We start from the raw sequence: 11,985 nt of genomic DNA on the forward strand, positions 1-11,985 counted from the left end.
AATACCGTCGGGGGGTTCAGCGAAGGCGGCAAGTTTACCGCATCACCCCTGCCTACTTGCAGATTTCGCCTTTCAACGGCTGCGCAGGCGCCTTGCGCCACTGTGGGAGGCCGATCAGCACCACCGCACCGATAATCACCGCCATCGCCACGCACTCTTCGGCGCCAATCTGTTCGCCGGCGAAGACGATGCCCAACAGCACCGCCACCGCCGGGTTGACGTAGGCGTAGCTGGTGGCGGCTGCCGGGCGCACATGTTTGAGCAAATACATGTAGGCACTGAACGCCAGGATCGAGCCGAAGAACACCAGATAGGCCAACGCCCCCCAGCCGGCAGCGGTCGGCATCTGCGTCATACGCTCGCCCGACAGCACACTGCCCAGCAACAGTACCGCCCCCCCCACCAGCATTTCTGCCGCGCTGGCCATCGGCCCCTGGGGCAGCGGCAAGGTTTTGCTCCACACCGAGCCGAACGCCCAGGACGCCGCTGCGAACAGGATCAGCGCTGCACCCATCGGGCTTGCCTGCAGGTTGGAACCCAGGTTCAGCAGGCCGATACCCACCAGCCCCAGGGCAATGCCCGCCCACTCCAGCTTCGAATTGCGGTGCCCGAACAACAGGCCGAACAGCAGGGTGAACAGTGGCACTGTCGCCACGGCCAGCGCCGCTACGCCCGACGCCACGCCAGCATGCTCGGCCACGGTCACACCACCGTTGCCACAGCTAAGCAGCAAAAAGCCAATTGCCCCTGCCGCCCGCCACTGCGGCCAGGTCGGCGCGGGCACACCGCGCCAGCGCAAAAAACCGTACAGCAGGCCGCCGGCAATCAGAAAGCGCACCCCGGCCATGAGCATCGGAGGCCAGCTCTCCACGCCGATACGAATGAACAGATAAGTGGAACCCCAAACCAGGTACAAGGCCAGGAAAGCACCAATGAGCAACAGCGGGAAGCGACGGGCGGCAGGCATGGGAAAACTCGAAATCCGTTTACGGGTGCTTCAGTTTAACGGCCTGCCTGGGCGAAGATACGTTACAGAACGGGCTCAAATGAGCGGCACACTTTTGGTGCGTTCGGCTTGAGCCCTGTATTGCCGGCCAGCCCTAACGGTACTTGGCCAGCGTGTCGCGCACCTTTGCAGCCGGGACTTTCTGCAACCGACAAAGCAGATCGTGCGAAAGTTGCTGTAAACCGTGGTCCTGGCGCAACACGCCAGTCAGGTGTTGCAGCAGGTTGGCGGCCATTTCGGCATCGGCCATGGCCCGGTGCGCGGTCCCGGTGTCCGGCAACCCAGCCCAACGTGTCAGAGTACCCAGCTTGTGGTTCGGCGCCGCCGGCAGCAGGCGCCGTGACAGCAGCAGAGAGCAAGCGAACGGCTGGCTGCGGCTGCGACCGATGCGGCTCAGTTCGTAGTCCCAGAACTTCTGGTCGAAGGCCGCGTTGTGCGCCAGCAATGGGGTGCAACCGACAAACTCGGCCACCTCGTTCATCACTTTGTCCACCGGCGGCGCAGTGCGCAACATGGCGGTGGTGATGCCGGTCAGGCCGGCGACGAAGGCCGGCACTGGCACGCCCGCGTTCATCAGGCTCTGGTAGCGCTCGACAATGCGCCCGCCTTCGAGCATTACCACCGCCACCTCGGTGGCGCGGCAACCGGCACCGGGGGAAATACCGGTGGTTTCAAAGTCGATGACAGCGATACGTTCCATGAAAAACCTTAGTGTTTGAGCAACAGTGTGCCCTCAATGGGCACATAGCGGGTGGCGGCACGGATCAATGACAGCGCCGTCAGCCCCGGCACGCCATACACCACGGCTTCGGTGCCATGGCGCTGGATCACCCGCTCCAGCAGCAGGTCGAAATCACCATCGCCAGAAGCCAGCACTACCTGGTCGACCCTGCTTGCCGCGTCGATTACATCCAGGGTAATGCCCACATCCCAGTCGCCTTTGGCCGAGCCATCGCTGCGCTGGATGAAGGGTTTGAGACGCACGTCGAAACCGAGGTTGCGCAAAATCTGCTGGAACTGTTGCTGCTTGGCGTCGCCACGGTCGATGGCATAGGCCACGGCTTCGACGATCTGGCCTTCGCGGCTGACGTCGGCCCAAAGGGCGGTGTAGTTGAAATGGCAGCCATGGGCCTGGCGCACGGTGTAGTAGAGGTTCTGCACATCGGCGAACAGCGCGATCTTTTTCACCTGGGAACCTCGTGTCCGGTCTGGGATTTTGGGGCTGCGTTGCAGCCCTTTCACGACACAAGGCCGCTCCCACAGGTCGGGCAATGCGTGTGAAACCTGCACTTTACCTGTGGGAGCGGCCTTGCGTCGCGAAAGGGGCGCACAGCGCCCCTCAAAAATGCCAGCAGTATGCCAGACCTGTCAGACGTACGAGTCGTCGTCCGAGAAGAACCCGCCATCATCGCTGCCATAATCGCTGTCGGCGTAACCACCCTGGTCACTGCCCCAACCGCCATTGTCAGCCACTTGCTGCTGACCGCCCTGGTCGTTCCAGCCGCCGTTGTCGCTGGCCGGTGTCGGTTCTTCCTTGATCACCTCGACCACTTCTTCCGGCTGCGAGTTGTGGTTGAACAGGCTGCTGATACCCTGCGCCAGCAACACACCACCGGCCACACCGGCAGCGGTCTGCATGGCCCCACCGAGGAAACTGCTGGCGCCGCCGCGCGCCGGCGCGGCGGCAAAGCCAGGTTGCTGTGTTGGCGGCTGGGAGAAGCCCGGTGCCGAAGGCTCGCGCCAGCCACCACCCGACGCCACCGGGGCAGCAGCGGGACGCTGCGGCTGCACCGCCGGGGCCGCGTTACGCCCACCCGAACCAAAGAGGCTGGACAGGAAACCACCCCCGCCATTGCTTGGCGCGCTGCTGGCGGCTTGTGCGGCCTGGGCCTGGGCGCGGGCCTGCTGCAGTTCGGCCTCCAGCTGCTTGTTCTGCTCGTCGAGGCGCTTGATCGCAGCCTCCTGCACCAATATGGCTTGTGCCATGTAGTAAGGCGCCGCCGGCTGTTGACGCAGATGTTGCTCGATGCACGCCTGGGCCTGCGGATCGCGCGGCTGGCTCGGGTCTTCAGCTTGCTTGATGCGGCCGAACAGGCCGTCGATCAGGGTTTGTTCTTCAGTGTTCATGGGCGACCTCGTGGGGTAGCGGGACAACGGACAGCGTCAAAGATGGGGCGTACGGACGCGGGATTCAATCACCGGCGCGGTGAAACTTTTTTCAGCAAGTGACAGCCCCAGGCCTGCTTTGGGCTAAAGTTAGGCCCCTGTTTTTACTGCCATGCGATGTTGACTGATGAATCCGCTGAGCGTTCTGCGCGACTCCCTGTACTTCTTCCGCCGCCACCTGCCGAACATTGTCCAGCTGTGCCTGCCGCTGGTGGTGCTGGAAGCCCTGCTCACTCAGTTGCTGTACCGGCAGTTGGGCGACCAGGCATCGCCTGCCTACGGCATGCTCGTCAGCCTGCTGCTCTACCCGCTGTACAGCGCCGCGCTGATCCTTTACCTCGATACCCGCAGCAAGGGCCAGGAAATCGCCAAGCGCGACCTGTTCGCCCGCGCCCTGCAGCTCTGGCCACAACTGGCCCTGCTGATTCTCATCAGTTCGCTGCTGATCATGGCGGGCCTTGCCTTGTTCGTCTTCCCGGGCGTATGGATCATGATCAATCTGGTGTTCGCCGAGTACCTGCTGGTGCTGCGCGGCCGCCCGGTGGTGCAGGCGATGCGCGAAAGTGCCAGCATGACCACCGGTCACTTCATGCGCATCATGTTCTGTGTGGTGGCTGTGCTGGCACCGATCTGGCTGATCGACGGGCTGCTGCTGATGGCTTTCCCAGAACCCTCGCCTGGCATGGAGCTGGCCATGGACAGCCTCAGCGGCTTCCTGCAGCTGTTCAGCACCGTGGTGCTGTACCGCCTGTTCATGCTGCTGGAAGGTGAAGCCGGCGCCTGAGGCAACCGGGGAAAGTCTTCGATCTGCCTGGGCGTCGCGCTTGGGCATTAGGGTGCGAAACCTTCAATGCCAACCGAGGAAAGCACCATGCACGAAGACATCAAAGCGGAATTTGCCAGGTCGTTTCGCGGCAGGCTGTACATGCGCGCCGTCAACCGGTACATCCCACTGCGCCTGAGCCGCAGCAGTGACAAGTTCAGCTGGGGGGTTACCCCTGAGGATGACTGGCTACAGGTTGGGGGAAAGCAGGACTCGCCGGTGATGGACTTTCATTACCACTCGCAGACCGACGATCGCCTGCATCACCACATCAGCATCCCTGGGCGACCACAAGCCAAGAAACTGGGCATCAGCCGCAATGGCTACCTGGGCTTCTACTGGCATGCCGACGTCACTGACTACTGGAAGATCGAGCCACTGGAGCTGACCGAGGACGGCCTGGTCTGCCATCTGCGCGACCACCGAGGCCACAGGGTTGGCATCATCAAGGATACGCCGCACAAAAGCGGCGACTGGGTGGCCTTGCTCAATGTCGAGGAAGGTGAAGTGTTCACCTTCCTGCTCGTACCGCTCGGCTGACAGCCGCCCCGGCCACGCTCAGGTCCCCCGAGGTTTGGCTCGCGCCGTAGCCTCGGCCACCAAGGGGTCGTCAGGCCAGTAATGCTTCGGATACCGCCCCTTCAAATCCTTCTTCACCTCGGCGTAGGTGGTGCGCCAGAAGTTCGCCAAGTCCTGGGTCACCTGCACCGGCCGGCGTGCGGGTGACAGCAGGTGCAGCTTGACCTGCTGCCGGCCGTTGGCGATGCGTGGGGTGTCGGCAAGCCCGAACAGCTCTTGCAAGCGCACGGCGAGGACCGGCGGGCTCTCGCTGTAGTCCAGACGAATGTTCGAGCCGGACGGCACCGCCAGGTGCGCGGGGGCCTGTTCGTCCAGGCGCTGTGGCAGCGGCCAGGGCAACAGGTTGCGCAACAGCGACGGCAGGTCCAGCGCGGCAAAGTGGCTAAGGCGCGACACTTTGCCCAGGTAGGGCTGCAGCCAGTCTTCCAGGTTGGCGAGCAGGGCCTCGTCGCCCAAGTCGGGCCATTCGCTGTGGCCATCCTTTCCCAGGTCCAGCTGGCGCAGCAGTGCCACCCGTGCCTGCCACTGGCGCAGTTCCGGCGTCCAGGTCAGCAGGTTCAGGCCCTTGCGCCGAACCAGGCCAAGCAGCGCCCTGGCCTTGGCCTCGTCATCCAGGCCCGGTAGTGGCTCACGGCTGAGGACCAGTTCGCCAACCTTGACCTGCCGCTCGGCGCGCAACACCTGCTCGCGCTCGTCCCAATCAACGATATCGACCCGCTCGACCTGCTCGGCCAGCACGCCATCGAGCAACGCCGGATCGAATTCGGCGGCCAGGTAGATGCGCTCCTCACGCTGCCCCTGGCGGCTACCCAGGTCGGCGACTACCAACCACGGGCACTTCATCAACGCGTCAACTTCGGCAAACAGCGCCGCACGGCCATTGGCCAACCGATACTCCGCCCCACCCTCGCGGCGCTGCAAGGCGACGCGGTCGGGGTAGGCCAGCGCCAGAAGCGCGCCCAGCCAGCGCGAGTGGTCCGGGTCGGCGACCGGCGCACCGGCCTTGCCTCGCAACAGGCCACGGTACTGGCGGGCCAGCTGACGCGCCCGCTGCACGCCACCCTGGCCGCCACGCGCCGCCTTGCTTTCGCCGCTGACCAGCGCCAGCCGGTTGTGCAAGTCCGCGCCACCCCCACGCTGGATATCCCGCTCCCCCAGCAGCGCAGCCACATCGCAGGCCATCTGTGCCAGGCCCAGGTCCTGGCCACGCAGCAGCAAATGCGCGATGCGCGGGTGCGCCGGCAGTTCGGCCATGGCCTGGCCGTGTTCGCTGAGGTTGTCACGGCTGCCAGGCTTGAAGGCATTGAGCCGCACCAACAGGTCTTGGGCCTGGGCGAACGCGGCAGCCGGCGGTTGGTCAAGCCAGCGCAACTGCTCGGGGGTAACGCCCCAGCGCGCCAGTTGCAGGGCCAACCCGGCCAGGTCGGCCTGGAGGATTTCGGCGCTGCCATGGGCGGCCAGTTGCTCATGCTGGGCTTCGGACCACAGGCGGTAGCACACGCCGGGCTCCAGGCGGCCGGCCCGGCCGGCGCGCTGAGTGGCGCTGGCGCGGGAGATACGCTGAGTGTCCAGGCGGGTCATACCGCTGCCAGGGTCGAAGCGCGGCACACGGGCCAGGCCGGCATCGATCACCACACGCACGCCATCGATGGTCAGGCTGGTTTCGGCGATGTTGGTGGCCAGCACCACCTTGCGCAGGCCCTTGGCCGGCGGGTCGATGGCGGCACGCTGGGCATTGAGATCCAGTTCGCCATGCAGTGGGCAGAGCAGAATTTCGGGCCGATCGCCCAAGGCCTCCTGCAGGCTCTGGTGCACCCGGCGGATCTCGGCCTGCCCAGGCAGGAATACCAGCACGCTGCCGGCTTGGTCTGCCAGCGCCTGCAGCACGCTGTCCACCACCCGTGGTTCGATGAACTCGCCCGGCTGGAACGCTCGCCCCCAACGGATATCCACCGGATGCATGCGGCCTTCGCTGCTGACCACCGGCGCATCGTCCAGCAACCGCGACAGGCGCTCGCCTTCCAGGGTGGCGGACATCAGGAGAATCTTCAGCGGCGGGTCGTCACGCAGCAACTCGCGGCCATTGAGGCTCAGCGCCAGGGCCAGGTCGGCATCCAGGCTGCGCTCGTGAAATTCGTCGAAGATCAGCAAGCCCACACCCTCCAGTGCCGGGTCGGCCTGCAGGCGGCGGGTGAGGATGCCCTCGGTCACCACTTCGATACGGGTTTTAAGCCCGACCTTGCTGTCCAGGCGGATGCGGTAACCCACCGTTTCCCCCACCTGCTCGCCCAGCTCGCTGGCCAGCCGCTCGGCGGCCGCCCGCGCCGCCAGGCGCCGTGGCTCAAGCATCAGGATGGTCTGCCCGGCCAGCCACGGCTCGTGCAGCAGCGCCAACGGCACGCGGGTGGTCTTGCCAGCGCCGGGCGGCGCTTCAAGCACCGCTTCGTCACGGTTTGCCAGGGCCTGGCGCAAAGCGGGCAAGGCCGCATCAATGGGTAATGAAATCATGGTGGTCCTCGAACAGTCTGGCGAGTATAACGGCGAACCCAGCCTGCTCTATCATGGTCTTAGCATCAGGCGCAGGCGCTTCGCTTGCCCTGCTGAACACCTTCTCGGAGATTTACATGCGCATCTCGACCCGCGTCATCGGTGGCGCCCTCATTGCCACCCTGCTGACCCAACTGACGGCCTGCGGCACCATTTTCTACCCGGACCGGCGCGGCCAGATCGGCGGCAAGATCGACCCTGTGGTTGCCGCAATGGACGCCATTGGCATCCTGTTCTACGTGATCCCTGGGCTGATCGCCTTCGGCATCGACTTCGCCACGGGCGCCATCTACTACCCAGGTGGCCGCACCGCCCAGGTCGACCCAGCCAAACTGCAAGAAGCCGTCAAACCAGATGGCAAGGTCGACAACCTCAAGTTGCAGGCCATTCTCGAAAGCGAACTGGGCCAGCGCCTGCCATTGGACGACCCTCGGCTGATCCAGCACCGCGGCAGTGTCGAGCAGTTGGCCAGCCTGGGCCTGGTGCCAGCCGCCTGAGCCACAAGGACACCGACCACGGATGATCACCACCCCGGCTGAACACCAGCGCCTGCTACGCCTGGCCACGCGCGCGTCATTGGCGGTGGCCAGTATTCTGGTGCTGAGCAAGGCGCTGGCCTGGTGGCTGAGCGGTTCGGTGAGCCTGCTGGCCGGGCTGACCGATTCGGCACTGGACGCTGTAGCCTCGTTCCTCAACCTGCTGGCGGTGCACTATGCGCTGCGCCCGGCAGACGACGATCACCGGTTCGGCCATGGCAAGGCCGAGGCCCTGGCCGGCATGGCGCAGGCGCTGTTCATCGGGGTCAGTGCAGTGCTGATCGGCGTGCAGGCGGTCGAGCGCCTGCACACCCCGCAACCGCTGGGTGATACCGCCATCGGCATCGCGGTGATGCTGCTGTCGCTGGTGCTGACCGTCGCCCTGCTGGCCTTGCAGTACAAGGTCATCCGCCTGACCGGCTCTACCGCGGTGCGGGCCGACTCCCTGCACTACCGCTCGGACTTGCTGCTAAACAGCAGCATCCTGCTGGCCCTGCTGCTGGCGCGTTTCGGCTGGCCCCAGCTGGATGCGCTGTTCGGCCTGGGCATCGCCTTTTACATCCTCTGGAGTGCCTTGCAGATTGCCCGCGAAAGCACGGCAATCCTGATGGACAAGGAACTGCCCAGCGATGTCGGCGAAGACATGGCCACGCGGGTACTGGCCATTCCCGGCGTCAAGGGCGTGCACGACCTGCGTACGCGGGTGTCGGGCAACCAGTGGTTCGTGCAGTTGCACCTGGAGCTACCAGGGCAGCTACCACTGCATGAAGCACACGGATTGTGCGTGGAGGCCTCACGGGTGATCCGCCAGCGTTATCCACAGGCGGATGTGATGGTGCACGCCGACCCGGTATAGATATTCTTCAGGCTAACAGGCCGCGCCTACCGCTTTAGTTGATGCTGTATCCCCGGCCACTGAAGCAGGCACCCAGCGCCCGCCGGTAATTGTCGAGCACATTGGCTGGCGGTGCGTACGTCGCCGTCGCCGGATCGAAGCCGGATTGGCTCACTGCCCAGCGATGGCACTGGTAACGGTCCTGCTCCTGCTGTTCCTGCCCCTGGCCATACATCGGGTAAGCCACCACGTCATACCCACCGTTCGACGGTGCCACCGGTACGGGCGCCGGCACGCCGACCGGTGGGTTGACCACCACGTACTCCTGGCTGTCCGCCAGGTACTGGTAGTAGGTATCGGCTACCAGGAAGAACAGCCCACCCCCCAGCCACACTTCCCGCGCATAAGGCGGCAGGTAATTGACCCGCACGCCATAGGGCGGCCTCACCACGATGTAGCTGCCACCATGAGGGCGGTACCAGTAGCCGCCGGAGTAGAAGTAGTCAGCACCACGGTAAGGCACTTTCCAGTAGCGGTCGGGAAAATGGTCGACGGTGTGCCCGGGGCGATACTGCGGCCCAGGCCCCCAGCCATTGCCATGGCCATCTGGGCGCCCTTGCCAGTCACCACCGGGCCGTTGCCCAGGGCCACCGGCTTGCCAGTGATGGTCATCACCGTGGCGGCGGGGAATGTCCTGGTAATAACCCTGGCGCGGGGGCTGGGTCTGGCGCACTTCGTCGCGCGAGTTGAGCGAGCGGCCAGGCCCGCCCTCACCTTGCACCTGCTGGCCGCGTTCGCCATGCCCCTCGCCCGGCCCTTCGGCCATGGCCCCGAGGCTGATGCTCAAACCCAGCAAACCAACACCTGCCAACTGCCAGATGCGCGACTTCATGGTATTCCTCTCGGTAGAAAAACTGCGCCCGCAACCAGTCTACCGCGCCCATCACGCAGGCCAATTAAATTTCCAGACAGAAAAAAGGGAGGCCACAAGGCCTCCCTTCAGGAATTGTCGTCCGTGCTCGGCACTTGTGGCGCCGGCTCACCTCACACCGTCTTCTGGAGGGTGTGTAGCCCGGGGGCCTGCAGATCCTGTTGGATGGCTGGCCGCGACCGCCCGCTTAGGGCGCGTCGCCGTGGACTGATGTCCGGGCAGTGATTCTGGTGATAAAGATACCGGACGGCTTGCGACAGATGATTGCGAAGATTGCTCAGATAAATAGCACTTGCGCAATTTTTCACCCTGGATTGATAATTCGCCGCAATACGAACAGAAAAGGCAAATGCCATGAGCAAACTTGACCGTTACGACCTGAGCATCCTCGCCGAATTGCAGCGCGATGCGCGCATTTCCAACCAGGAGCTGGCCGAACGCATCGGCCTGTCACCTTCGCCATGCTCGCGTCGGGTCAAGCAACTGGAGGACGATGGCTACATTTCGCGCCAGGTTGCGCTGCTCGACCGCAAGAAGCTGGGCCTGAGCCTGACGGCCTATGTGCTGATCGGCATGGACCGCCACACCCCTGAGCGTTTCGAAACGTTCGAGGCCGCCATCCGCAACCTGCCGCAGGTGCTGGAATGCAGCCTGGTCACCGGCATGGATGCCGACTACCAGCTCAAAGTGGTGGTGCCCGACATGGACCACTACCAGAAACTGCTTCTAGGCAGCCTGACCCGTATCGAAGGCGTCACCAGCGTGCGTTCGAGCTTCGTGCTCAACCAGGTACTGGCCAGCACCGAGTTGCCATTGACCCACCTGCGTTAAACCCTCACGCCAGCCAGCGTATAATCGGACGCTCAACCCGCCTGGAGAACACCGATGGATCCCGCCGTATTCGAAGAGTGGATGATGATCATCCTGGTCACCGTGCTGATCGGTTTCATGGGCTTCATCGTCTGGGACCTGGCAAAAAAATCCAAGGCGGGCAAGTTCGGGACGCTGATCCTGTTCTTCGTGCTGGGGCTCGGGGTGCTGGCCTTCATCATCAAGAGCGTGGTGGTGGGGTTTCTCGAAGGGGTGTAAGGCTCAAGGCTGCCGGGAGCGTGCTGCGGCCCCGGCTAGCGCTTTAACTTTGCCGGGACTTCGCGCCAGCAACCCTGCTCCAGCCCATCCAGCGCCCAATCGCCAATCCTCACCCGCACCAGGCGCAAGGTCGGCAACCCCACCGCTGCCGTCATCCGTCGCACCTGGCGGTTACGCCCCTCCCGGATCACCAGTTCCAGCCAGCTGGTCGGTACGCTTTTGCGAAAGCGTACAGGCGGGTTGCGCGGCCATAGCTCGGGTTCTTCCAGCCGCCGCGCCTCGGCCGGCAAGGTTGGCCCATCGTTCAGTTCCACACCGTCACGCAAGCGCTGCAACTGCTCGTCGCTCGGTTCGCCCTCCACCTGTACCCAGTAAGTCTTGGCCAGCTTGTGCTTGGGGTCGGCAATCCGCGCCTGCAGCCCGCCATCGTTGGTCAGCAACAGCAGGCCTTCGCTGTCGCGGTCCAGCCGACCGGCCGGGTACACGCCCGCGATGTCGATGAAGTCTTTGAGGGTCGCGCGCCCTTCGCCGTCGCTGAACTGGGTCAGCACGTCGAACGGCTTGTTGAACAGGATCAGGCGCGGCTCGGCCGGTGGCGCCTTGGCCTGGCGACGCGGGCCGGTGGCAGGCCGCGCCTGGGGACGGCGCGGCTTGTTACGGGGTGGCAGTGACATGAATCCTCAGCGGAACGGCGGCTCATCGAAGCTGCGCAGTTTACGCGAGTGCAGCGAGTTGAGCTCGGTGCGCAGCAGGTCGAGAGCAGCAATGCCGATTTTCAGGTGTTGGCTGACCGCGCGGTTGTAGAAGGCGTTGGCCGAACCCGGCAGCTTGATCTCGCTGTGCAGCGGCTTGTCGGACACACACAGCAAAGTGCCGTACGGCACGCGCAAGCGGTAGCCCTGGGCAGCGATGGTGCCGCTTTCCATGTCCACCGCCACCGCACGCGACAGGTTGATCAGCGGGCGCTCCTGGGCCCAGCGCAGCTCCCAGTTGCGGTCGTCGTAGGTGAGCACGGTGCCGGTGCGCAGGCGCTTCTTCAGCTGTTCGCCACGCTCGCCAGTGACCTGCGCGGCGGCTTCCTGCAAGGCCATCTGCACTTCGGCCAAGGCCGGGATCGGGATATTCGGCGGCACAACCCGGTCGAGAATCCCGTCGCGGCGCATGTAGGCGTGGGCCAGCACATAGTCGCCAATGGTTTGCGACTGCCGCAGGCCACCGCAGTGGCCGATCATCAGCCAGCAGTGCGGGCGCAGTACCGCCAGGTGGTCGGTGATGTTCTTGGCGTTGGACGGGCCGACACCGATGTTGACCAACGTAACACCGTCGCCGTCGGCGGCAATCAGGTGGTAGGCCGGCATCTGGTAGCGGTGCCAGACCACGCTGGCCACCAGGGCCTGGGTTTCGCCGTGGTCCATGCCCTTTTCGATCACCACGTTGCCCGGTAGCACCATGCGCACGAAGCGCGGGTCGTCA

The 11,985-nt window shown here is 64.5% G+C and carries 14 protein-coding genes; 6 read left to right on the top strand and 8 right to left on the bottom strand.

Annotated elements, in window-relative coordinates; all coding sequences use genetic code 11:
- Positions 1 to 52: 52 nt before the first annotated feature.
- The 4 genes from yedA to APH42_RS22650 form a co-directional block, all read right to left on the bottom strand.
- The gene (gene yedA / locus APH42_RS22635) at positions 53 to 967 is read right to left on the bottom strand and encodes a drug/metabolite exporter YedA (protein WP_012274307.1); all 915 of its coding nucleotides are present in this window, start codon (positions 965 to 967) and stop codon (positions 53 to 55) included.
- Between the two features lie 133 nt (positions 968 to 1,100).
- Positions 1,101 to 1,706, bottom strand: a complete 606-nt coding sequence (locus APH42_RS22640; protein WP_060494261.1) for a PolC-type DNA polymerase III — start codon at positions 1,704 to 1,706, stop codon at positions 1,101 to 1,103.
- Positions 1,707 to 1,714: 8 nt separating this feature from the next.
- Positions 1,715 to 2,194 carry an NYN domain-containing protein gene (locus APH42_RS22645; RefSeq protein WP_060494262.1) on the bottom strand — a complete coding sequence of 160 codons (480 nt, stop codon included), beginning with the start codon at positions 2,192 to 2,194 and terminating at the stop codon, positions 1,715 to 1,717.
- 180 nt (positions 2,195 to 2,374) lie between these two features.
- Positions 2,375 to 3,133, bottom strand: coding sequence for a DUF2076 domain-containing protein (locus tag APH42_RS22650; protein WP_060494263.1), 759 nt, complete (start codon positions 3,131 to 3,133; stop codon positions 2,375 to 2,377).
- 166 nt (positions 3,134 to 3,299) lie between these two features.
- Between APH42_RS22650 and APH42_RS22655 the strand changes: the two genes are divergently transcribed.
- Complete coding sequence (locus APH42_RS22655) at positions 3,300 to 3,956, top strand: YciC family protein (RefSeq protein WP_012274311.1); 657 nt, start codon at positions 3,300 to 3,302, stop codon at positions 3,954 to 3,956.
- 87 nt (positions 3,957 to 4,043) lie between these two features.
- Positions 4,044 to 4,535, top strand: coding sequence for a hypothetical protein (locus tag APH42_RS22660; protein ID WP_060494264.1), 492 nt, complete (start codon positions 4,044 to 4,046; stop codon positions 4,533 to 4,535).
- Positions 4,536 to 4,553: 18 nt separating this feature from the next.
- Here the strand turns inward: APH42_RS22660 and hrpB are convergent, their stop codons facing one another.
- Entirely contained in the window at positions 4,554 to 7,082 is a 2,529-nt protein-coding gene (gene hrpB, locus APH42_RS22665; protein WP_060494265.1) for an ATP-dependent helicase HrpB, read from the bottom strand.
- Between the two features lie 116 nt (positions 7,083 to 7,198).
- On the opposite strand from hrpB, the gene APH42_RS22670 reads away from it, so the two are divergent.
- Complete coding sequence (locus tag APH42_RS22670; RefSeq protein WP_012274348.1) at positions 7,199 to 7,618, top strand: hypothetical protein; 420 nt, start codon at positions 7,199 to 7,201, stop codon at positions 7,616 to 7,618.
- Positions 7,619 to 7,640: 22 nt separating this feature from the next.
- Positions 7,641 to 8,513 (top strand): cation diffusion facilitator family transporter, encoded by an 873-nt coding sequence (locus APH42_RS22675; RefSeq protein ID WP_012274349.1) that lies wholly within the window; start codon positions 7,641 to 7,643, stop codon positions 8,511 to 8,513.
- A 34-nt stretch (positions 8,514 to 8,547) separates the two neighbouring features.
- Here the strand turns inward: APH42_RS22675 and APH42_RS22680 are convergent, their stop codons facing one another.
- The gene (locus tag APH42_RS22680) at positions 8,548 to 9,384 is read right to left on the bottom strand and encodes a DUF6515 family protein (protein ID WP_060494266.1); all 837 of its coding nucleotides are present in this window, start codon (positions 9,382 to 9,384) and stop codon (positions 8,548 to 8,550) included.
- A gap of 393 nt (positions 9,385 to 9,777) precedes the next feature.
- Between APH42_RS22680 and APH42_RS22685 the strand changes: the two genes are divergently transcribed.
- A complete protein-coding gene (locus APH42_RS22685) occupies positions 9,778 to 10,254 on the top strand; it encodes an Lrp/AsnC family transcriptional regulator (protein ID WP_003249795.1) in 477 nt (158 codons plus the stop codon).
- A 54-nt stretch (positions 10,255 to 10,308) separates the two neighbouring features.
- A complete protein-coding gene (locus tag APH42_RS22690; protein ID WP_003249787.1) occupies positions 10,309 to 10,512 on the top strand; it encodes a DUF2788 domain-containing protein in 204 nt (67 codons plus the stop codon).
- A gap of 35 nt (positions 10,513 to 10,547) precedes the next feature.
- Here the strand turns inward: APH42_RS22690 and APH42_RS22695 are convergent, their stop codons facing one another.
- Both APH42_RS22695 and amn read right to left on the bottom strand, forming a co-directional pair.
- Positions 10,548 to 11,186 carry a pseudouridine synthase gene (locus APH42_RS22695; protein WP_060494267.1) on the bottom strand — a complete coding sequence of 213 codons (639 nt, stop codon included), beginning with the start codon at positions 11,184 to 11,186 and terminating at the stop codon, positions 10,548 to 10,550.
- Positions 11,187 to 11,192: 6 nt separating this feature from the next.
- A partial coding sequence (gene amn / locus APH42_RS22700) for an AMP nucleosidase (RefSeq protein ID WP_082421452.1) occupies positions 11,193 to 11,985 on the bottom strand: 793 nt, incomplete at its 5' end.

It is taken from the genome of Pseudomonas sp. NBRC 111140, assembly GCF_001320885.1.
In the GTDB taxonomy this organism is placed as follows: Bacteria; Pseudomonadota; Gammaproteobacteria; order Pseudomonadales; family Pseudomonadaceae; genus Aquipseudomonas; species Aquipseudomonas putida_P.